Genomic DNA, 23,424 nt, shown 5'->3' with positions numbered 1-23,424 from the left:
AAAAAGGGCTTCAATGTGTTCGGGGGGCGACCTAGGGTGCCGAAAAGGGGATTAACATGCAGCCGCTGCGCGGAATTCTGTTCAAAGTGCTGTCGGTTTGTATGTTCATGGCCATGGCCAGCCTGATCAAGGCCGCGTCAGCCGACGTGCCGCCGGGACAGGCGGTTTTCTTTCGTTCCTTCTTTGCCTTGCCGATTATCTTTGGTTGGTTGGCGATCCGCGGCGAGCTGCGTCATGGCTGGAAAACCAGCAACCCAATGGGACATTTCTGGCGCGGTTTGGTGGGCACGTCGGCCATGGGTCTGGGCTTTACCGGCTTGGGCCTGTTGCCGCTGCCAGAGGTGACGGCAATCGGTTATGCCGCCCCCCTGCTGGTGGTCGTTTTTGCCGCCATGTTTCTGAATGAAGAGGTCAGGGCGTTTCGCCTATCCGCCGTCGCCCTGGGGATGATTGGCGTGCTGATCGTTCTTTCGCCACGTCTTTCGGTGGGCGCCGCTTTGAACGTGTCTGAAACACTGGGTGCCGTCGTTGTTTTGATGGGGGCCGTTCTGGCGGCATTGGCGCAGGTTTTCGTGCGCAAACTGGTCGCGACCGAAAGCACGGCGGCCATCGTGTTCTGGTTCACGGTCACATCGTCGTTCTTGTCACTGTTCACCTTGCCATGGGGCTGGGTGGTTCCGGGATGGTCGGTTGCTGTCATGCTGATCATGGCGGGGCTATTGGGTGGCGTCGGGCAGATATTCCTGACCTCAAGTTATCGCTTTGCCGATGCGTCGCTGGTGGCGCCGTTTGATTACACATCAATGATCCTGGCACTGACCATTGGTTATCTGGTGTTCGACGAGGTCCCGACCGGTACCATGATGGTCGGGGCGGGCATTGTGATCTTTGCGGGTGTGTTGATCATCTGGCGGGAACGTCATCTTGGTCTGCAACGCGCCCAACAGCGCAAGGCGACCGGCAATGTCGGGAGTTAGGGTCTGGCGCTGCGAAAGGTGACGCGGTTTAGGAGGCCGGTGGCTTTGGCTACGCGCCGCCGCAATACCGACCGTTGCGGTCGGACGCGCAGGCCCAGCGCCTGATAGAGCGGCCAGAGATGTGATGCATGGTCGGGCGATAGGTGTTGCGGCAGGTCGAGTGGTTGGCCGCCTTCTGTATCAAGTAACCGGGTCGGTATGTTGAAAGGCAGTGCTCCTTTCGGCCAGGCCAGCAGTTTCTGGTTCAGCCGCCTGATCTGACGTCTGTCGATATCATTATCGTCCAAGCACAGTCTGTGGGTCCGGTAAAAGCCCATGTCCCAGTTCAGCAGCACCTGCGCGAACGTTTGCGAGGCCTTCGGACGCGGCGGTAGCGGCTGCGGATCGGTCAGATGACTGGCCGGGTCGCTGTTGTAGAACGCATAGGCCGCCACCGCAAAATCGCATTCTGGCTGCCCCAGCATCCAATGCACCAGATCATCATGCGCGCTGCCTTTGGTGCGCCGGATTGTGTCCAGCCACAGATCTTGCGGCGCAGACTTCAGAATGCGCCTGAGCGTTGTCGCGCTGGTGTCTGTGGTCGTGGCGTGTGGCGAAGCATTCATGTGTTATCAGTTCAGATGGTCGTTCATAGTGCCCTAACTTGCCTCCGGATACTGACAGAACTGGGGCCGCCGTTGGGCAAACATCGGACGTTTTCATAAATGACCTGTTCTTTAGGAAAGGCTTTGCCTGGCGTTACAAGGGTTTGTGCGTGGCGCGCGGGCCGGATTCCCAAAAGCCCCGCTTTCCGTGACGAATCCATTTCAATTGTGTTAAGATAGATCACTCAACACGGAGGACGACATGAGCAAACATGTTCTGGACAGACCAAAGGTTGTTACGAATGAGATGTTGCGCCGCGCCGTGGCGATTCAACGCAAGGCGCTTCCCCGTAAGGCGAGCCTGACGCTACAACGCCGCCGCCGTTTGGGCATAACACCGCAGAAGCTATCGTATTTTCTGCGGTTTGACCGGGCCAAGACCCTGTAGCGATCCGAGGGGGATTAGTTGGGGGCATTTGGGTGCCCCCATCTGGCAGGGTGCGCTTATATGTCTCAGATCCTTTCCGAATATTACGTTTCTTTTGTCTAATCTTTGCTATTATTTCTTGGTTGACGTAAGGTCGTGGCTTAGTCATCGGCTCGCTGGAAACTTCTTTTGAGGAGAATGAGCAGCGGTGGGTGAGCCGGTCGGAGTGCTATGAGGCGTTCTGAATCATTGTTTTAGTAACGAGTGGAGGATCAGTATCTTGCAGTTAACTAGACGTTCTCATTTTCAAACCACCATGCTGTCGTTGGGCATGACGCTGGCCGTTGGCGGCACCGCAATGGCAGAGCAGGTCAGCCTGACAGTCGATAATTCAAATATGCAGGTGGAAGGTGATCTGGTGTCGTTCGATGGCACAAGATACGTTGTTTCCATCCCCAATGTCGGTGAGGTTCAGATCGCGGCTGACGGCGCGGAGTGTTCCGGACCTGGATGCCCCGCATTGGTTTTCGAAGAGGGCGCTGAAGTTACGCTGGATGCACTCAGCGGCAATTCCACTGTGACCGGGACGATGATCGATTTCGCGGATGGTGTGTTTTTGATCCAGACGGTGGCTGCTGTCATGCGGGTTCCGGCGGACTCCGTTACCTGTACCGGACCGGGATGTCCCACGCTTGAGGTCATCATGCCGGCAAGCGAAAGCCAGCCCGAGGCCGTCGTTGCGGAAGAGACCCCACCGGTGCGCCTTTCCGCTGATCTGGTGATGGTCGGGTCAGACAATGTCGGCGAAGATCTGATGCCGTTGGTCATGGAGCCACTTGCAGAGTTATGGGGCGCGAACGTTTCTGATCCGATTGAGTTGCCCGATGATATCGCGCAATACATTTTCACGCCCATTGGGGGCGGTGATCCGTTTGTGATGGAGGTCGAATCGAACGACTCTGAGATCGGGTTTGATCGACTGGTCGAAGGCACCGCCGATATCGCCATGGCATCTGGGCCGCCGACACAATCGCAGATCAATGCGCTGGCGGCTCAAGGGCGGGGTAACCTGCTTGATCCATCGCAGGAATACATCATCGGCGTCGATTCCGTTCTGATGACTGTCCATAACACTAATCCGGTTGATGCGTTGTCGCGGCAGCAACTGGTCAGCATCTATACGGATCAAACAAGAAACTGGTCGCAGGTTGGTGGACCAAACCTGACGATCATGCCGGGTGCCCGCGATGGTGGATCTGCCCGCCGCAACTTTGAAAACTGGGCTTTTGGGCAGGAGCGTGATCTGTCGCCGGGGACGTTTGAACTGGACCGTGGTCGCGACATGCGGAACTTTGTTCAGGATAACCAAGGGGCTATCGGCTATTCGATCAGCGACAATATTGGCGATACGAAACCGATTGACCTGATCCTGGATTGCGGTGTGGTGACCGAGGCGACACCGTTCAAAAGCAAGGCAGAGGAATACTTACTGGGACGGCGCATTCGGCTGTATGTCGACAACCAGAACCCCAAGCCCGAAGTGCGTCAGTTGGTCAATTTCATGATATCGCCCGCCGCAGATGAATATGTGGACGAGTCCGGCTACTTCAGCCTTGGTATCATCGAGGATGACCGGGCGCTGGCCCGCCTGACCGACGCTGCGTTGATCGGACAGCCAACCGATATTGGTCGTTCCGTCCAGAGGGAGGTGGCGACGCAGTTGCGCGGAGCCAGCCGGTTGTCGCTGACATTCCGTTTCCCAACTGACGAGTTTGCGCTGGATAGCAAGGCCCTGCGCGATCTGGATCGTCTGGTGAACTACATGGCCCGTCCGGAAAATGCGCGGCGCGAGTTCATCTTTGTCGGGTTTGCGGACAGTGTCGGGCCCTATGTCTATAATATTCAACTGTCCAGAAATCGCGCGGAACAGGTTTTGCAACGGGCGCGTATCCATCCAAATGCTGGCCCGCTGCGCGGCGTGAACCTGTCAGCGGTCGGGTTGAGCGAAGCCGCCCCTGTGAGCTGCAACGACAACGCCTATGGCCGGTCCCGCAACCGCCGGGTCGAGGTTTGGGTGCGGTAAAAGCCAAACAACATAAATGAAAAGGGCAGCTTTCGCTGCCCTTTTTTGTTCGTCTATTGGTTCGTCTTTTTAGCTGCGCACCAGCTTTTCATATTCTTCAGCGATGTCGCGTGTCATCGCGCCGACTTCGAAGTTATAGTCGCCGATCTGCCCAACAGGCGTGACTTCGGCGGCGGTGCCGGTCAGCCAGCATTGTTCAAACCCTTCGACCTCTTCCGGCATGATGACCCGTTCGTGGACCTTGACCTGGTGCTTTTCCAGCATGCCAATGACGGTTTGCCGGGTCAGACCGTTGAGGAATGCGTCTGGCGTTGGGGTGTGCACCTCACCATCTTTGACGAAGAAGATGTTGGCGCCTGTCGCTTCGGCCACGTAGCCGCGATAGTCGAACATCATCGCGTCGCTGCACCCTTTCGCCTCGGCTGCGTGTTTGGACATGGTGGCGATCATGTAAAGACCGGCCGCCTTGGCCTGTGACGGGGCGGTTTCGGGGCTGGGCCGTTTCCATTTCGCGATGTCGAGCTTGGCGCCCTTCATCTTGGCGTCGCCATAATAGTTGCCCCACTCCCAGACCGCGACGGCCAGATGGACGGGGTTGCGGGCTGCGGCGACGCCCATATCCTCGCCCGAGCCGCGCCATGCAACAGCGCGCACATAGGCGTCTTTGAGGCCATTCGCCTCAAGTGCCGCGACTTTGGCGGCTTCGATTTCGTCAACCGTGTAGGGGATTTCAAAGTCGATCAGGCGACCGGATTGGATCAGCCTTTCGGAATGCTCGCGTGATTTGAAGATCTTGCCGTTGTAGCATCGCTCGCCCTCGAATACGCTGGAGGCGTAGTGCATGGCATGGGTCAGGATATGGACGTTCGCGCTGCGCCAGTCGACCAGCTGGCCGTCCATCCAGATTTTGCCGTCTCTGTCATCATAAGCGCCCGCCATCGGATCCTCCACTTGATTTGCAATAATTACGCAAATAGGTCCGTTTCGGACATAAAGTTGCGTAGTTTCTTCATTTCGCTAGCAGTTGATTCTTGGAATGTCAACAAAGCTGACGTATTGTGATCCATAGTATCGAGGGAGGGCCGTATGGCGGAAGGGTTGCAGCCACAGATGGGGCAAAGCCTGCTGTTCCTGACGGACGAACAGCTGCGCAAGGGGATCGAGGCGATGTTTTTCGCCTATCGCGGGTTTACTGCCGACCCGGATCGCATTCTGGCGCAAAAGGGCTATGGCCGCGCCCATCACCGGGCCATCCACTTCATTCACCGCAGCCCCGGCACGACGGTCAATAACCTGTTGTCGATCCTTGGTGTGACAAAACAATCGCTTAATCGTGTATTGCGTACATTGATCGAAGACGGTTTGGTTGCCAGCACCGTGGGCACAAGGGACAAACGGGAGCGTCATTTGCACCTGACGGCTGCGGGTGCTGCGCTGGAACGGGAGCTATCGGATGCCCAGCGCGACAGGATGCGTGCAGCCTATCGCGCCGCCGGACCAGCCGCCGTGGCTGGATTTCGACAGGTGCTTGAGGCAATGATGGATGAGGAAAGCCGCCACCATTACGAGGCGATGAAGGATAAGACCGAATGAATGACGACGCGCACCTGCTGATTGTTGATGATGATGAACGTATTCGTGGCCTTTTGCAGAAGTTTCTAATGCGCTCTGGTTTTCTGGTCAGTACCGCCCGGGATGCCGCCCATGCCCGCCGCGTGTTGTCGGGGCTTGAATTTGACCTGATTGTTCTGGATGTGATGATGCCGGGTGAGGATGGCATGGCGCTGTGCCGTGATCTGCGCAAAACCATTTCCACTCCGATCATGCTGCTGACTGCCAAGGGCGAAACGGATGATCGCATTTCGGGGCTTGAGGCCGGGGCGGATGATTATCTGGCCAAGCCGTTTGAGCCCAAGGAGCTGCTTTTGCGCATCAACGCGATTCTACGCCGCGTCCCCACGGCGGAGCCGACGGTGGTATTGCCCAAGGTCCTGAATATGGGGCCGGTCCGCTATGACATCGAACGGGGCGAGATGTGGCAGGGTGAAAAGCTGGTGCGCCTGACCGCCACCGAAAGTCAATTGATGCGCATCTTTTCAGGCTGTCCCGGTGAGGCGGTGACCCGCGCCCGGTTGGTCGAGGAGTTGAGCCGGTCCGGCGGGCAGACCCAGGAACGCGCGGTTGATGTGCAGATCACCCGGCTGCGCCGCAAGATCGAGGTTGATCCAAAGCAGCCCCGCTATCTGCAGACGGTGCGCGGCGCGGGATATATGCTGGCGCCGGAGTAATCCGCAAGTGATCCCATGGCGCGCCCTTCGGGCGCATTACATTTTTGGTTTGCCTCCGGCGGGGATATTTCCGCTCGGAAGAAGGTGGTTGTGGTTTCGCCCTGAATTGGGTTCTTTGGTCCCATGACGACAGCCCTGATTACACATGAAGATTGCTTTGATCACGTCACCCCGCCGGGCCATCCAGAGCAAGTCGCACGGCTGGATGCTGTTCTGGGTGCGCTGGAGGGGTACGATCTGGTCCGGGTAAAGGCCCCGCTGGCCGCAGAAGACGATCTGCTGCGCGCCCATCCCAAGGCGCATGTTGATGCTATCCGCGCTGCTGCCCCGTCTGACGGCTGGCGGTCGCTGGATGCCGACACGCATATGTCTGTCGGGACCTTGCAGGCGGCCTATCGTGCCGCCGGCGGTGTTGTCCGCGCTGTGGATATGGTGATGGGCGGCGAGGTGACCAATGCTTTTGCCGCTGTGCGTCCGCCTGGCCACCACGCAGAGCGTGAGACGGCGATGGGGTTCTGTTTCTTTGGCAATGTTGCCATCGGCGCGAAACATGCGCTGGATCATCACGGGCTGAACCGTGTGGCGATTGTCGATTTTGATGTGCATCACGGCAACGGGACGCAAGATCTGGTCGAGGATGATGCGCGCATCCTGTTCTGTTCGACCCATCAGTCCCCGCTTTATCCCGGCACGGGGGCGGCCCATGAAACCGGCGTCGGCAATGTGCTGAATGTGCCTTTGCCGGGTGGCACGGGCTCAAAGGCCTTTCGCGATGTGATGGAGCGGGTGGTGCTGCCGCGGGTTGATGAATTCGCTCCGCAACTTCTGCTGATATCGGCCGGGTTTGATGCACATGAGGCTGATCCATTGGCGGGGATGAATTTGACGACCGAGGATTTTGGCTGGGTGACCGAAAAACTCTGCGATTTGGCGGCGCGTCATTGCGATGGCCGGGTGGTATCGAGCCTTGAAGGTGGCTATGACCTTGAGGCGCTGGGCGCTTCTGCGGCGGCCCATGTGAAGGTTTTGGAGGAACGCGGGCGATGAGCGACGTGGACAAGATGAGCTTTGAAGATGCGATTAAGGAACTGGAGACGGTCGTTGGTCAGCTGGAGCGTGGCGATGTGGCGCTGGATGAAAGCATCGCGCTGTATGAACGGGGTGCGGCCCTGAAAGCCCGATGTGAAGCCAAGCTGAAAGAGGCTGAGGAGAAGGTCGCCAAGATTACGCTAGGTGAAGGTGGTGAGCCGAAGGGGACGGCTCCGCTGGACCAGAGCTGATGAAACAAATCGAAAGGCTGCCCTTTGATCGCGCGATGATCCGTGCGCAAGAGGTGGTGCAGGCCGAACTCGGCGCGGCCATTCCACCGACCAAGGGAAACGATCTGACCGCCGCCATGCGCTATGCGATTGTCGGCGGTAAGGCCTTGCGTGCGTTTCTGGTGCTGGAAGGGGCGCGCCTGCATCATGTTCCCCTCGGTCCGGCAAGCCTTGCTGCGCTCGCCATTGAATGCATCCATGCCTATTCGCTGGTCCATGACGATCTGCCATGCATGGACGATGATGACATGCGACGCGGGCGCCCGACCGTGCACAAGAAATGGAATGAACACACGGCAGTCCTCGCTGGCGATGCGTTACAGGCCCTGGCATTTGATTTGATCTCGCATCCGGGCATCGGAACGGCCAAAGTGGCTCAAACCCTGGTCCGCAAGATGGCCTATGCAGCGGGTCATCACGGTATGGTCGGCGGGCAAATGCTGGACATCATGGCCGAAACAAAGACGCGCGATCATACGCTGGCCCACATCATCGCCATTCAAACGGGCAAGACGGGTGCGTTGATCCGTTGGTCCGCAATGGCCGGAGCAGATCTTGCCGATGAGGATGCCGAGGCGCTCGATAAGTATGGCGACAAACTCGGCCTCGCCTTTCAGATTGCCGATGACATCCTTGATGTGGAGGGCGATGCCGCTGCCGTGGGCAAGGCCGTGGGCAAGGATGCGGCGGCTGGCAAGGCCACTTTTGTGTCCCATCTGGGCGTCGATGGGGCGAAAAGCCGCGCTGCGGAACTGGTACAAGAGGCCTGTGATGCGCTATTTCCTTACGGGGATGAGGCCGAGACATTGAAAGAAGCCGCGCGGTTTGTCATCGCGCGGACGCATTAGAAAGGGTCACTGATGACCGACCACCCCCTTACCCCCGTTTTGGATCGCGTGAACACGCCCGATGACATGAAGGCGATGTCAGACAAGGAGTTGTGCGAACTGGCTGATGAGTTGCGGGCCGAAACGATCGCTGCCGTATCGGTTACTGGCGGTCATCTGGGGGCCGGTCTGGGCGTTGTCGAGCTGACCGTCGCCCTACACGCCGTGTTCGATGCGCCAAAGGACAAGATCATCTGGGATGTGTCGCACCAGTGTTATCCGCATAAGATCCTGACCGGTCGCCGCGACCGGATCCGCACCCTGCGCATGGAAGGGGGGTTGAGCGGGTTCACTAAACGCTCTGAAAGCCCCTATGACCCGTTCGGGGCGGCGCATTCAAGCACGTCGATTTCGGCGGCATTGGGTTTTGCTGTCGCCCGCGATCTGGGCTGCGAAGGGGGCGATGCGATTGCTGTCATCGGTGACGGAGCGATGTCGGCTGGCATGGCCTATGAAGCGATGAACAATGCGGGCCATCTGGGCAAACGCCTGATCGTGATCCTGAACGACAATGAAATGTCGATTGCGCCGCCGACCGGAGCGATGTCGTCCTATCTTTCGCGCCTTTATGCTGGCGAGCCATTTCAGGAGTTCAAGGCGGCCGCCAAGGGGGCGGTATCGTTGCTGCCCGAACCCTTCCGTGAGGGGGCGAAGCGGGCCAAGGATATGCTCAAACATATGACCGTGGGTGGGACCTTGTTCGAGGAATTGGGATTTTCCTATCTGGGGCCGATTGATGGGCACGATATGGAGCAGCTTTTGTCTGTATTGCGGACGGTCAAGGCCCGCGCCGATGGTCCGATTCTGATCCACGCGATCACCAAGAAGGGCAAGGGTTATGCGCCGGCCGAGGCGGCCAGTGACAAGGGCCATGCGACCGCCAAGTTCGATGTGGTGACTGGCAAGCAGAAGAAAGCGCCAAGTAACGCGCCATCCTATACCTCTGTCTTTGCCGAAAGCCTGATCAAGCTGGCCGCCGATGATCCCAAGATCGTTGCCGTCACGGCGGCGATGCCTGATGGAACGGGCCTGTCGAAGTTCATGGAGCGCTATACGAGCCGGTGTTTTGACGTGGGCATTGCCGAACAGCATGCGGTAACGTTCAGCGCTGGTATGGCGGCAGGGGGGCTGCGCCCGTTCTGTGCCCTTTATTCAACCTTCCTGCAGCGTGGCTATGATCAGGTGGTGCATGATGTAGCCATTCAACGTCTGCCGGTCCGCTTTGCCATTGATCGCGCCGGGCTGGTCGGGGCCGATGGGGCGACCCATGCGGGGTCATATGACGTGGCCTATCTGGCGAACCTGCCCGGATTTGTTGTTATGGCCGCAGCGGATGAGGCCGAATTGGTGCGCATGGTCGCCACGGCTGCGGCCCATGATGACGGCCCGATCGCGTTCCGCTTTCCACGCGGTGAGGGTGTGGGTGTCGAGATGCCGGAGAATCCAGAGGTTCTTGAGATTGGCAAGGGCCGGATGATCCGTGAAGGCGCGCGCATTGCGATCCTGTCGTTTGGCACGCGGTTGCAGGAGGTGATGGTGGCCTGCGAGGCGCTGGAAGCGAAGGGGATCAAACCGACGGTGGCTGATGCCCGGTTTGCCAAACCGCTGGACCGGGATTTGATCCTGAAACTTACCGCTGAGCATGAGGCGCTGGTCTGTGTAGAAGAGGGGGCTGTTGGCGGTTTTGGATCGCATGTTGCACAACTTCTGGCTGAGGAGGGCGTGTTTGACAGCGGTCTAAAGTACCGGTCGATGGTCCTTCCTGACATCTTTATTGATCAGGCCGGTCCCAAGGCCATGTATGATGTGGCAGGGCTGAATGCTGAACACATCGAGGCGAAAGTACTGGACGTCCTTGGAGTCACACAGATTGGCAGTAAATCTGCGTGACAGCAGTGCTGAAAGAATCGGGTGTCAGCTTCACACGATCAGACGAAGATTAATTGTATATTAATGGTCAACGGTTCGCCTTATTTCGCTATTATTGTGGCGGCCTAGTATTATAATATCTTGATTTTAAAGGCAAATCACGAAACGGAAAAATGTGGCATTTCCGTGACCTATCGCCTCAGAATGCTCTGGAGAGGGTTGCCGCGGACGTGACTAGCTGTAACAATTTGGGCGAGTGTTTGCTGGGAAATTTTTGAAATGCATTTTGATGACAACGTGTCGCCCACGGGTAGTTTTCGTTCCGTCCTGCTAGGATCAACTGCAATCGCCTTGGGGATGGTTTTTGTGTTTGGGGCGGGTCTGTACAGTCCGGTCGCTGCAGAAACGCTAAGGTGGAATGATGCTGATGCCAATAACAATTGGGATCAGGATGCTGATGGTGATGGTGGCGATGCCGATACCGGATTGGAGAATTGGCTTCGCGGTGGTGGAGCGGTAAGCGCCGAAGACTTCGACCCTGGCGACGATGCTGTTTTTGGTGGTACCGCAGAAACGGTCACTGTCATTGAAGATGTCGATCCGGGCTCGATCACCTTCAATACATCTGGTTATGTTATTCAATCCGATTCAACGGCCCCCGATCCCAGTAATGTAAACATCGTTTTCGGCGCGCCGGCTGCAATTGATGTTGCAACGCCAGATGCGACGGGTACTGCCGAAATTGGCGCTGTCATCCGCTTTTTGGACGACGTGACGGTGAATGGCGCTGGTGCGACGAGTGTCGGAACATTGATCCTTTCGGGGGCTAATCAGGACCTTGACGCCAGTCGGAGTATCTCAACGATCACGCTTGAGGGTGGTGGTTTGACCATCGCGGGTAGTGGGCAAATCGGATTCGAGGATTCCTTGGCCGTGACCGATGGTCTGCTGACGATCGCGGGACAGGTAAATGCTGGTGGACCAGTTACCGGATTTAGCCGCGGCACGGTGACGGTGTCGGGCACCGGTTCGCTTAGCTTGGAAGGCGGCACCATATTCGGTCAGACGCTGATCCAAGGCGGGACGGCGGTTGGTCTCGGCGGCGATTTCAATGGTGGTGTCTTGATGACAGGCGGGAGCCTGACGATTGAAGAGACCACATCAGGTGACGTCGTAAACGGGGAGGTTGGCGGTACTGGTGGCACGCTGACGATTAATCAGTTCGCTTCGGATGGTACGACGCCAGTGGCTCTGAATGGCAATGTGACGAACAATGTTGGCGGTACGGTCAACAACGGTACCATCAACGGCGATGTCATCCAGAATGGCGGGACTGTAGCGAATAACGCCAGCCCTGTTGTCGGTGACCCGGATGCACGGATCACCGGAACCGTCACCGTGAACGATGGCGGTTTCACCAACGCTGGTGAAATTGGCGGTACGGTAACTGTATCAGGCTCCGGGGCGGATTTTGACAATACGGGTTCGCTGGAAAGCACCCTGAATGTCACAGATGGGTCTTTTGACAATCAGGCCGGCGGCAGTGTCACAGGGTTGGCGACTGTTAGTGGTGACAGCGATACTGGTGCTGCGGGTGTGTTGACCGCGTCCGGCGGCAGTTTTGATGGTGGTATTCAAGTCGACGCAGATGGCGAGTTGATTATCACTGCCGACACAGGCACAGCCCTGGACCCCGTCAGCGTGACCAACAATGGCGGTACGATCAATATCAACGCGGGCACCCTGACAACCGACCTTCTGGATCATCAGGACGGCATTACGAACAATGCCAGCAACATTGTTGGCGACGTGGATGTCGCCGGCGGCACCTTTAACAACCAGTCCGGGGCCGACATCGATGGCAGCGTCGATATCACCGGAACTGGTGTTGTGAACGCTGATGGCGGAACCTTTCAGCAGGATATCCAGATCAATGGCGGTACGCTGAACATCAATACGGATTTTGATGAGACAGCACCTGGTGCCGTACAGACGATCCTGAACAGCGGAAACATCAATGTGGGGGCCGGTGCAGCAGCACCTGTGACCTTTACGACCGATTTTGATACAGCAGGCGGCACGACGACGATCAGTGCCAATGGTATTCTTGATAATGTCGATGCGGTCGACGACACGATCATCCTTGACGCTGGCGAATTGGTGAATTCTGGTATCGTGCGTGATGAAGTCCGGGTTGTTACCGGCGGCACGCTGGGCATTGCAGGTGGCACATTTGATGAGGGCGTTGATGCACAGGGCGGCAACATCAACATTACCGCCGATTCCGATGTGGGTGCCGGGCTGGAAAACAATGGCTCGACCATCACATTGAACGCCGGGATTACCCTGACCGGCCCGGTCACCAATACAACCGGCCTTTTCAATTCAACCGGTGATATTGACGGCACGCTGAATATCACTGGCGGCACCTTCACACAGACCGATGCAACCGCTGCGACCGACGGGGTGACCGGACAGGTCACGGTCTCTGGCGCTGACGGGGCGCCTGGCACGTTGCTGGCCCGAGGTGGCGATTTCGAAACCGGGATCGATGTGCAGGCCTTTGGTATTCTGAGTATCGGGGACGACACAATCGATGACCCGGACGCGACCGGCGATGTGATCAATAATGGTGGTACGGTCACCATCGCCACGAATGGCCAGTTGACCGGCAGCCTGACCAACAATTCGGGCACGTCAACGATTGAAACCGGCGGTACACTGATCGGGCCGCTAACGATTACCGGAACCGAGGCCGACAGCATCGTCAATGTGGAAGGCTTGGTGCGTCAAGACAACCCCGGTGATCAGATTACCCTCACTGACGGGACGTTGAACCTAAATGATGGTGCTGACGTGCAGGTTGGCATTATTCAGAACGGTGCAGATGTTGACGGTGTCGATGTCGCCGGAGCCAACGGTGGTGTCATCAATGCGACGGGCGGCTTCTTTTCGCAGGGTCTTCGCGGTCGCGAAGGTGTCATCAACATCGACGGTGCTGTTGGTGGCACAATCATCATTGAAAGTTCCCCTTCTTATGCAGGCTCGGAACTGAATATCGGCACAGATGGTATTCTGACTGGTCGCGTGATCATACGTGATGGCGTCACCACTGACGCAACTAATGATGGTCGTTTGATTGGCCTGCTCACGTCTGAAGGCGGCGTTTTTGAGAATAATGGGGTAATTCAAGGTCCAGGCAATCCGGAAGGTGACGCGATTGTCGTGGCTGGCGGCACGGTGAACAACAACACGGGTGGCGATGTGACTACGACGGCCCGCGTACAAAGCGGGACGCTGATCGCCAATGGTGGTAACTTCACCGGCAGCGTTATTGTTGAAGAAACGGCACCCGATACCAGCACATTTGATGTTGTTGCAGACATGTCAGGCGACATTACCAACAACAGTATGATGCCTGTCACGGGCGACGGTGCGGTCACGATCAACGCAGGAACTGTTGTGACCGGCAGCGTAACCAACAATTCCGGTCTTGCGACCGTCAATGGCCAAATCAGCGGGATAACGGGCGATGACGGCACTTTGGTTGTCGCCGGAGGCGAGGTCGTGACGAGCAGCGACACGACAGTGGATAACGGCACGACAGTTTCTGGCGGTACGCTTACGGCAAACGGTGGCACCTTTACCGGCGGCATTCTTGCAACCGGCGGACAGACTGATGTCAACGGCTTGATCACGATAGGTGGGGGCCAAGCGCTTGTCAGCGACGATGGCGCAGTCAATATCGCCGGATCCGGCATCGTGATGGGCGATGTTCAGGCCAACAACAGCGATGGCAGCGCCGACGGTGTTGTCGAAAACCTTGGTCAGATCACAGGTTCTGTCACTGTCGGGGCGGCGGCGGAAACCGGCGATGGTGCGGTCTTTGACAACTCTGGTGCGATCGATGGCGGCGTGACCGTCAATAACGGCACCTTCAACATGGATGCGGGTGTGATCACCACGGCGTCGTCCGTCAACGAAGGCGGCACGGTCGTTATCACAGATAATGCCGCAATCGCCGGTGTCGCCATTTTTGATGATGGCTTTACCAATGAAGGTGGTGAAATCCGCATTGAAGGAAATGCCCAAGGCGATATTCGTAACGATGCTGGCGATGCGACGATTGACGCGCCCTTTACGCTGACTGGAGATGTCACCAACGGGGATGGCGGCACGCTGAACCTTGACGGTAATGTCACCGGTACACTGGACAATGACGGTGGCGTGGTGAATGCCGCAGGCACGGTTGGCGGTGCTGCGACAAACCAGAATACCGGCGACACTGGCGCGGATGGCGGGATATTCGTTGCCGACACCAGCACGGCCACATTCACGTCAGGTTTGCGCAACTTTGCGGCCGGCCTGGTTGAGGTCGCGGGTACGCTGAATGGTGCGATCACAAATGAGACGACTGGTGATGTCCGGGTTCTGGGCGGTGCACTGGGCGGCACGCTGACCAACGATTTGGGGGGCGATGCGACGTTTAATGGCGTCAGCACAGCGACCGTTATCAACAACAGTGGTGCGATGTCGGTGGGTGATGCCATCGACGCCGCCGACAGTCTGGCGGTGTCTGGCGCATTGACCAACCTGTCCGGCGGCGTGCTGGACATTGCCAGTGACGGGTCGTTGGGTACCGCTGGCGCAGGGAGCATCACCAATGCAAGCGGCGGTGATATCAACCTGAATGGGCGGTTCACCAGTGCTTTCACCAATGCCGGGGATGTATTTTTCAACGGTGATGGTACCGCCGCTGATGACGGTCGCTTTGGTGGTCTGGTGACCAATGCCGACGGCGGAGCGATCCTTTTGCAGTCTGGCAATCTCAGCTTTGCAAATGGTCTGGTCAATAACGGCGTGGTAAGTACATCGCCCAACGCGACGCCAACCACCGCGGACGCAACCGATACGATCTCAATCTCGGGCGGGTTGAGCGGTAGCGGTACCTTTGTGCTGGATGTCGATCTGTCCGACACTGACTCCGATCCACTGACCGAAACCCCGTTGTCGGATACAGTCGTGGTCACGGGGGGTGCCGTGACCGGCAATGTCATTCTCGATTTCAACATCATCAATACCGGTGCTGATTTCGCCGATCCGCTCTTGGTTTTTGATGCTGATGCCACGCAAGCCAACAACTATCAGCTTGAGATGCGGGGCCTGCCCGGTCTGAGTGAGGCCGTTCTTTATATCCCGACCCAAAACGGCGAAGATTACTTCATTAGCAATCTGCTGAATCCGGGCATCGGTGCGCTGGCTGGTACGGTTGTGTTAACCCAATCATTGATAGGATCCGTGATCAATCGGCCCTCCAGCCCGTTTGTCAGCGGTCTGGCTTATGATGATCCAGATCCGTGCGGCGCTGGCGCATGGGCGCGCGCGATTGGTGGTCAGGCCGATTCAAACGGTGACATCACCACGCTAAGGGGTGACAACCTTAGCTTTGAAAGCGATATCAGCGCGAATTATTCTGGTTTTCAGGCAGGCGGTGATCTGGCTTGCTTCAACGGATACTTCGACGGCTGGGATATCTCTATAGGGGGTATCGCCGGTGTGAACCAGGGGACCACAGAGCAACCTGTTCGGGCGCTCACGGGCGACGGTTCAGGTGGTCTGATCGCGACAGACGTCGTAACCAGCATCACCGATGTGGACTTCGATCAGGCTTATGCCGGTGTTTATATTACGGGTGCGTACAACCGGTTCTCGGTGGATCTGCAATACCGTTTGGAACAAACGAATTTCACAGCCACAAACACCGGTGTCGGCGGTCTGGGAGGGCTTGGGCTGACGGACAGCGAGTTCGGAAGTGATGCGGCCACCTTTAGCGGGTCCGCCAGCTATGCGATCCCGTTCGGCGAAAGCAATGTGTCATTTATTCCGACCGCCGGTTTTGCCTATACCAACCTGACCACCGACCCTATCGTTTTTGATGAGGGTGATATTGTTCAGATCAACGATTTCTCGACGGAAACGGTTTTCGTTGGCGGTACTCTGTCCCGCAGCGTTTTCGGGGAAGACGGAACATCGGCGATCAACCAGTTCGGTACCGTGACCTACTACACCGACATGGCGGATGAGCCTATTTCGGAGTACGTCCCAATTTCTGGTGTAGGTGCACGGACGGTGAGCACTGAAAATCTTGGCGCTTATACCGAGATCAGCGCGGGTCTGAATTATCTGCGGATCCTGCCGTTGGATGCACCATTGGGTGCCAAACAGCTCAGCGCGAGTGTGCGCGGTGATTTGCGGGGAAGCGAGCGACTGGACAGCTGGGGGATTACAGGCCAATTCCGCATTCAGTTCTAAGCGGTACCTGAAACGCCCCTATGCTGGTGTTCCTGCCTTGACCCTGCCGGGTCAAGGTTTCAGACTTGTGTTTCGGGGGACAACCCCAGCTTGCGTATCTGATTGATTGGATTGTCATGTCTTGGTTTAGCAAAGTTGCCTGGAAAGAAGGTCTTTTCCTGCAGCCGCAGCATTTGCAGCAAAGTGACCGTTATCTGGAAAAGCTGATCCAGAGCCGGACCGATGTGATGACACCCTATCCCTGGGGCCTGTCCGAGATGACGATAGACAGGGACATGGCGCAGCAGGGTCGTATCGGCCTGCGCAGTATCGTCGGGATCATGCCGGATGGCACGCCGTTTGATGCACCGAATGCCGGCGCACTGCCGACCCCGGTAGAGGTGCCTGAGGATGCCAAGGGTCTTTACGTCTGGCTGACCCTGCCGGACCTCAGCCAGAACGGGCAGGATGTCGGCCTTGGCCCTGATGCGGCGACGACACGCTATGTGCTGTCATCCGATACGGTGGCCGATAATGCGTCAGCTTCGCGCGTTGAACATCAGATCGAAACCGCGGTGCCGCGTCTGGAACTGGACATTCGCAAATCGACCAAACCGGGTTATCAATGCCTGCGCATTGCCCGCATTAACGAGGTCCGGGATGGGGTCATTTCGCTGGACGAAACCGTACCGCCGCCCGCGCTAGTTCTGGCCGTGCATCCGGTCGTCGAAGGGTATCTGAGCCGGGTGATCGGCTGGATCGAGGCCAAGCTGGGCAGTCTGGCCCGCTATGCGTCTGACCCGTCATCGGGCGGGGGGATGCAGGCTACGGATTACCTGATGCTGATGACGCTTAACCGCGAAATCGGTGTGTTGCGCCATATGAGCCATGGGCGCGCTGTTCACCCAGAGCGGCTTTACGAGAAGCTGGTCGGATTTGCCGGTGAGCTGGCCACGTTTGACAACGCCGAACGGATGGCGCGTGAATACAAACCCTATGACCATGGCGATCTGAAGGAAACCTTCACACCCGTCGTACAGGATATCCAACGTCTGCTGAGCCGCGATGTTGGTCGTGCGGTGCGTCTGGACTTGCGTCAGGTTCGTCAGAATTCGTTCCTGGCCGAAGTCGCCGACCGCAATCTTTTCCGCGATGCGACATTCGTGATCGAGGTCGAAACCGGTAAGCCATTGACCCAGGTGCAGCAGCAATTCCCGGAATTGTGCAAGGTTGGCCCGAACACTCGCATGTCAGAGATCGTCAAGAACAACCTGCCGGGTATCAGCCTGATGCATTTGCCTAATCCGCCACGACAGATCAGAGTGGTATCGAGCAACGTCTACTTCCTGCTGGATAAGAAAACCCCGCTTTGGCAGGAGTTTTCGATGGCTCCGGCCATTGGGATGCATTTCGCGGGTGACTGGCCCGAGCTGAAACTGGAGCTTTGGGCGATACCGGAGAAAGCGTGATGTCTGACGACGACGACAAGACGGTATTTGGTGGCCCACTTCCCGGGCCGCGGCCCAAACCGCCAGCCGGTGACCGGACTGTCATCGGCGGTGCAGTGCCGCCTCCGTCAAATCCCAATCCGTTTGGCCGCCCCGCGCCGCAAGATGGCGATACATGGCTTGGCGGGGCGATTCCACAGCCCGGCGGCGATATGGGCCGCAAGAGCGCGCCCAGCGACGGTTTCTTTCCCGACATTCCCAGCGATACACCACAATCCGCCCCGATCCAGACGCCGCGCATTTCCCTGCAAGAGGCCTTGCGCGCAAAGGGACTGGGCAAGGGCGGGCCGAGCAACCCGTTGCTGGCCGCTGCCGCCAATCTGCTGATCCTGTTTGGCCGCTTGCGCACCGGCATGGTCGAAATGCAGGCCCAGCCCCTGATGGAGCATGTCACCCGCGAATTGAACGATTACGAGGGTAATGCCATCGCCGGGGGGGGCGATCCGCATGAAGCGCAGGTCGCAAAATACGCATTGTGCGGCACCGCCGACGACATCGTGCAAAACCTGCCGGGGGCCGACCGTGGTGTCTGGATTCAGTATTCCATGGTGGCCCGCTTCTTTCAGCGCCGCGATTCCGGGGTCGGATTTTTTCAGGAGGCCGAGAAGGCCATGCAGGCCCCTGGTCAGCGCTTTGACCTGCTGGAACTGATGTTGACCTGTCTGTCGCTCGGGTTCGAAGGGCAATATCGCACTGCCCCTAATGGTGCTGTTGAGCTTTCCCGCATCCGGTCCGCGATTTACGAAACCCTGCGCCGGGTCAAACCGCGCCCGGACGAAGATATTTCGGTCCATTGGACCGGCGTGCCGCTGACTGGCCGCCGCAACTTTGGCGGGCTGCCTATGTGGATTTACGCCAGCATTGCGGCGGTATTGCTTGTTGGCACCTTTGCGACGCTTTCAACACTGATCAACCGCGATGGTTATGCGGTCGCGACCCAGCTGAATACCATGCACCCCAATGTGGGATCCATCAATCTGGTGCGGAGTTTCGAGATCGAACCTTTCGTGCCGCCACCACCGGATGAAACCCAGTTGGAACGTATTTCGACAGCGTTGTCAGATTTGATCGCAGACGGATCGGTCGAAGTTGGCATTCAGGGGGATTTTATCTTTGTTCGTGTGGGGAACGCCCTGTTGTTTAACCGCGGCAGCACGGAGCTGTCACCGGCCTTTCGCGATGTCGCACCTGAAATCATTGACGTTTTAAATAGTGAAGCTGGACCAATCCGGGTGGTCGGCCATACCGACAGCGATCCCTTGTCCGGTCGCGGCCGATACAAGACCAACACGGAATTATCGGTAGCGCGGGCCGAGTCGGTGGCGACGATCCTGCGCGAAGGTCTTGTGGATCAGCCGTGTGATGGCGGTACTTTCGCGATGACCGGGGCGGATGGACAAACCGTACAGGTTCCCATCGATGAAGTGACGCCTGGATGTGGCGCCGCATCGGGCCGTCTGTCGGTCGAAGGCAAAGGCGAAACGCAACCCATTGCCAGCAATGACACCAACGAAGGCAAGGCGCTGAACCGCCGTGTTGAAATCCTGCTTGCCCGGGAGGGTACGTTTTGAACATCTTTCGCATCGTGTTCCGTTTCCTGCGCTGGCGTCCCTGGATGCGCATTCCGGCCATTATTCTGGGGATCATCTGTGTCATAGTCGCGATCTGGTTCGGGCTGCCGATGATTGGCGTGCCCTTCCTGGCGACGGTCTGGCTGCGGGCCACGCTAATAGGGCTGATCGTCGGCACCATCCTTTTGTTCCAGATACTGGGCTGGCGCAAACGGCGGGCCGCCGCGCGTGAGATTGAGGATGCGCTGACACCGGCAGAGCCGGAAGGCGATGGCGCGGTTCTGGCTGAGCGGATGAATGATGCGCTGGCCACGCTCAAGAAATCGGGTGGCGCGTCTTACCTCTATGATCTGCCTTGGTACGTGATCATCGGCCCGCCGGGCGCGGGCAAAACGACTGCGTTACGTAATTCGGGTATCGAATTCCCCTTGTCGAATGCAGATGACGCCGGTGTCGTGTCCGGCTTTGGCGGCACGCGCTATTGCGATTGGTGGTTTGCTGAGGATGCGATCCTGATTGATACCGCTGGCCGCTATACTACGCAGGATAGCGACAAGACGGCGGATGAAAGCAGCTGGCAGTCATTCCTGGATCTGCTGAAGAAATCCCGACCAAATCAGCCGATCAACGGTGTGATTCTGGCGTTCTCGGTTGAGGATATGATGAATGCGACGCCGGAAGAACTGGCCAAGCATTCGGAGATCGTGCGCGCCCGTCTGGGCGAGGTGCATGAAAAGCTGCGCATCGACTTTCCCGTCTATGTGCTGTTCACCAAATGCGACCTGATTTCAGGGTTCCGTGAATATTTTAGCAGTTTCAGCCTGAACCGGCGCAAGGCGGTATGGGGCGTGACGTTCCAGACGAAGGATCGCAAGGCGCAGACCCATGAACAGGTCCCGGCGGAGTTTGATCTGCTGGTGTCGCGCTTGTCGGACGAATTGATGGACCGGCTGACCGAAGAACCTGACGGGATCAGCCGCGTCGCGATCTTTGGTCTGCCAGGGCAGATGGCGCTCTTGCGCGACAATGTCACCGATTTCCTGCGCCGGGTGTTTGAGCCGACCCGGTACAAGACCAGTGCCATACTGCGGGGGTTCTATTTCACATCCGGCACACAAGAAGGCACGCCCATTGATCAGGTTCTCGGGGCGATGTCACGCAATGAACAGGCGCCGGGGGCCTTTGCGCCATCGTTCATGTCGGGGCAGGGGAAAAGCTTTTTCCTGCATGACCTGCTACGCCGCGTGATTTTTGAGGAACGCGACTGGGTCGGGCATGATGCGCGCGCGGTGCGGCGCGCCAAGATCCTGCGCATTCTGGGGCTTTCAACGATTGGATTGACGACAGCCGGGCTATTGGCTGCCTTTGGTTTCAGCTTTTGGCAGAACAAGACGCTTGTCGACAATGTCGACGCGCAGGCCGCGCGCTATGCCAATGAAGCCCAGCAGGAACTGGCCCGGTCAGAGATCGAGGATTGGGATCCGCTGCCCGTCTTGCCCTATCTGGAACGGATGCGGCTGATGCCAGCAGGTTATGGTAATCAGGCCGAACCAACATTGTGGAACGGGTTTGGGCAGCGTCAGATTGGGCGCATCCAGAACTCTGCCCAGAAATCCTATGGTGACGCGCTGGAACAGATGCTGCGCCCGCGTCTGGTGTTGGATGTCGAACGGCGGCTGCCCGAACTACGCGCGGCTGGTGACCCTGCCGAAATCTTCCGTGCGCTGAAAGTCTACATGCTGCTTGCCGGGCAAGGGCCACGCCCGGATGATGATGCCATCAAGTCGTGGTTCGAGGCGGCCTGGGACGAAAACTATGGCAGCATTGGCCTCGCCGGTGAACGCGAACAATTGAGCATCCATCTGGCAAACATGCTGGAGCTTGACGATACACGCGACGTGTCCATCCCGATTGACGATGCCGCTGTCACGCTGGCACGCAGTGCTATTGTGCAAATGTCGCTTGCCGATCAGGCCTATGCCACCATTCTGGATCGCGCGCGATTTTCGTCCTTTCCGGAATTCAGCCTAGTGGAAGAGACACGGCCGGAAACATCGGTCATCTTTTCGACCAATGACGGCAGCGATCTGGCAGAGCTGACTGTACCGGGGCTTTATACGTTCGATGGCTACTGGTTCTTCTTTCTTGATCAGCTGATCGACGTCAAAAACATCCTTGAGAATGATAAATGGGTTCTGGGTGAGCAGGCCAATGCCGTCAGCTTTGATGCGCAGCTTGCAGGCCTCGATCAGGCGCTGCAGCGCCGCTATGCCAACGATTTCGAGGCCGCCTGGAATGCCATGCTGGGCCGCATCCAGCTCAACAACATGGCTGGTGATCCGCCGCAATACAACGCGCTTGCAACGGCGTCTTCGCCTGCATCACCCATCCTTCGGCTGGCAAACGCCGTGAGCCGGGAAACCAAGCTGACCACGTTTTTGGACGAATTGGAGAGCATTGACCCCACCGCCATCGCCAGCGGAGATGTTGGGGCCGACGTGGGTGGCCAGTTGTTCCAGCGGTTCAAGCAGACCTCTGGCGGTTTGCAGCGCATCCTGCTTGAGGCGGCCAGCAACAGCGCGAAAAACCAGCAACAGGTCGGTGGCAGCGGTCCGCAGGGGCCCCGGCGCGAGGCGGAGCGGATCGAGGACCGGTTCGCCATGTGGCACCAACTGGTTGAGGATGGGCCAAGCGGCCGCGCCATTGATGTGATCATGACCGCGCTTTCAAATGTGCGCGATAACCGCCGGGCGGCGGCGCAAACAGGAAGCAGTGTCGAGGATCAGTTGCTGCCCGGCCTGCTCAGCGATCTGACGCGATACAACTCGAGCATTCCACCGACAGTTGCCCGTTTTCTGGAAGACGCGAAGCGTGATTTCGAAAGCGAAGCGACCGAGTCGAGCATAACCGAGATGAATAACGAGCTGTCAAATACCGTCCGCTACGAATGTCAGCAGTTCATTGAGGGTTACTTTCCTTTCAATCCAAACAGTTCCGCCCACGTGTCGGTACAGAATTTTGCCGGCTTTTTTGGCCCAAACGGGACCATGCAAAGGTATTACAATGAATATCTGGATCGGCATGTGAACCGGACCAGCGACGGGTATGAGGTGCGCCCTGAAAGCCCGTTAGCCGGACGCCTGTCAGCGAATATGCTGCTGCAGTTTGAGCGAGCCTATGCAATCCAGCGCGCATTCTTTCCGGCCGGTGGGTCGCAGACCGAGGTGATCATTGATGTCAATCCGCAAGAGATCGATCCGGGAACAAAGCAGGTCAAAACACTTATTCTGGAAATCAACAATGCCAGAGTGGAGCTGCAGCAAGACGGTTCTGCGCAGTCGGTAAGATGGCCGGGCTCGGGCACCACGACTCGGTTGGATTCAGATGCAGACTTTGGTGATGCCGCTTCGCAGGTGAAGCTGTGGTCGGGTGGGCCTTGGACTATTATCAACTTTATCAGTGATGCCAGTTCACGCCAGCCTTTGGGCAATGGTGTCCGCCTGACCCATACCTACTCCGGCAGGACCTTTATATTTGATATGACTTTTGCGACCGGCTTTAACCCGTTCACCATGCCAGAACTCACCAGTTTCACCTGCCCGCAGACCGTGGATTGATTG

At 57.7% G+C, this 23,424-nt stretch carries 15 protein-coding genes; 13 read left to right on the top strand and 2 right to left on the bottom strand.

Annotated elements, in window-relative coordinates; genetic code table 11:
• The first annotated feature begins 56 nt into the window (after positions 1-56).
• Positions 57-977, top strand: coding sequence for a DMT family transporter (locus ACFWW2_RS26440; RefSeq protein ID WP_393933625.1), 921 nt, complete (start codon positions 57-59; stop codon positions 975-977).
• On the opposite strand, the gene ACFWW2_RS26435 is transcribed toward ACFWW2_RS26440, so the two are convergent.
• Positions 974-1,582 carry a hypothetical protein gene (locus ACFWW2_RS26435; protein WP_393933624.1) on the bottom strand — a complete coding sequence of 203 codons (609 nt, stop codon included), beginning with the start codon at positions 1,580-1,582 and terminating at the stop codon, positions 974-976. The two genes, ACFWW2_RS26440 and ACFWW2_RS26435, sit on opposite strands and share 4 nt — an antisense overlap.
• A gap of 241 nt (positions 1,583-1,823) precedes the next feature.
• Here ACFWW2_RS26435 and ACFWW2_RS26430 point away from each other — a divergent pair, with 241 nt between their 5' ends.
• Positions 1,824-2,009 carry a hypothetical protein gene (locus ACFWW2_RS26430; RefSeq protein WP_393933623.1) on the top strand — a complete coding sequence of 62 codons (186 nt, stop codon included), beginning with the start codon at positions 1,824-1,826 and terminating at the stop codon, positions 2,007-2,009.
• Positions 2,010-2,304: 295 nt separating this feature from the next.
• Positions 2,305-4,071 (top strand): phosphate ABC transporter substrate-binding/OmpA family protein, encoded by a 1,767-nt coding sequence (locus tag ACFWW2_RS26425; protein WP_393933621.1) that lies wholly within the window; start codon positions 2,305-2,307, stop codon positions 4,069-4,071.
• Between the two features lie 69 nt (positions 4,072-4,140).
• Here ACFWW2_RS26425 and ACFWW2_RS26420 read toward each other — a convergent pair whose 3' ends face one another.
• Positions 4,141-5,010 (bottom strand): branched-chain amino acid aminotransferase, encoded by an 870-nt coding sequence (locus ACFWW2_RS26420; protein ID WP_393933619.1) that lies wholly within the window; start codon positions 5,008-5,010, stop codon positions 4,141-4,143.
• A 147-nt stretch (positions 5,011-5,157) separates the two neighbouring features.
• Here ACFWW2_RS26420 and ACFWW2_RS26415 point away from each other — a divergent pair, with 147 nt between their 5' ends.
• The 10 genes from ACFWW2_RS26415 to tssM all read left to right on the top strand — a co-directional run bounded on the left by ACFWW2_RS26415 (position 5,158) and on the right by tssM (position 23,421).
• Positions 5,158-5,664 (top strand): MarR family winged helix-turn-helix transcriptional regulator, encoded by a 507-nt coding sequence (locus ACFWW2_RS26415; protein WP_393933617.1) that lies wholly within the window; start codon positions 5,158-5,160, stop codon positions 5,662-5,664.
• On the top strand, positions 5,661-6,359 hold the full coding sequence (locus ACFWW2_RS26410; RefSeq protein ID WP_393933615.1) for a response regulator: 699 nt from the start codon (positions 5,661-5,663) through the stop codon (positions 6,357-6,359). Before ACFWW2_RS26415 ends, ACFWW2_RS26410 begins: the two co-directional genes overlap by 4 nt.
• A 123-nt stretch (positions 6,360-6,482) precedes the next feature.
• Positions 6,483-7,406, top strand: coding sequence for a histone deacetylase family protein (locus ACFWW2_RS26405; RefSeq protein WP_393933613.1), 924 nt, complete (start codon positions 6,483-6,485; stop codon positions 7,404-7,406).
• Positions 7,403-7,639, top strand: coding sequence for an exodeoxyribonuclease VII small subunit (locus ACFWW2_RS26400; RefSeq protein WP_393933611.1), 237 nt, complete (start codon positions 7,403-7,405; stop codon positions 7,637-7,639). The genes ACFWW2_RS26405 and ACFWW2_RS26400 overlap by 4 nt, the downstream gene beginning before the upstream one ends.
• A complete protein-coding gene (locus ACFWW2_RS26395) occupies positions 7,639-8,526 on the top strand; it encodes a polyprenyl synthetase family protein (RefSeq protein ID WP_393933609.1) in 888 nt (295 codons plus the stop codon). Before ACFWW2_RS26400 ends, ACFWW2_RS26395 begins: the two co-directional genes overlap by 1 nt.
• A gap of 12 nt (positions 8,527-8,538) precedes the next feature.
• Positions 8,539-10,455, top strand: a complete 1,917-nt coding sequence (gene dxs / locus ACFWW2_RS26390; RefSeq protein ID WP_393933607.1) for a 1-deoxy-D-xylulose-5-phosphate synthase — start codon at positions 8,539-8,541, stop codon at positions 10,453-10,455.
• Between the two features lie 336 nt (positions 10,456-10,791).
• Complete coding sequence (locus ACFWW2_RS26385; protein WP_393933605.1) at positions 10,792-16,746, top strand: beta strand repeat-containing protein; 5,955 nt, start codon at positions 10,792-10,794, stop codon at positions 16,744-16,746.
• 116 nt (positions 16,747-16,862) lie between these two features.
• Positions 16,863-18,194: a type VI secretion system baseplate subunit TssK gene (tssK, locus tag ACFWW2_RS26380; protein ID WP_393933603.1), complete on the top strand. Its 1,332-nt coding sequence runs from the start codon at positions 16,863-16,865 to the stop codon at positions 18,192-18,194.
• Positions 18,194-19,804, top strand: a complete 1,611-nt coding sequence (gene icmH / locus ACFWW2_RS26375) for a type IVB secretion system protein IcmH/DotU (protein WP_393933601.1) — start codon at positions 18,194-18,196, stop codon at positions 19,802-19,804. The genes tssK and icmH overlap by 1 nt, the downstream gene beginning before the upstream one ends.
• Positions 19,801-23,421, top strand: coding sequence for a type VI secretion system membrane subunit TssM (gene tssM, locus ACFWW2_RS26370; RefSeq protein WP_393933599.1), 3,621 nt, complete (start codon positions 19,801-19,803; stop codon positions 23,419-23,421). The genes icmH and tssM overlap by 4 nt, the downstream gene beginning before the upstream one ends.
• Positions 23,422-23,424: the final 3 nt, after the last annotated feature.

Origin of the sequence: Yoonia sp. R2-816 (assembly GCF_046762905.1) — a bacterium.
Taxonomy (GTDB): domain Bacteria; phylum Pseudomonadota; class Alphaproteobacteria; order Rhodobacterales; family Rhodobacteraceae; genus Yoonia.
Note: the sequence above shows the minus strand (reverse complement) of the source record. Positions and strands in the feature narration are given on the sequence as shown.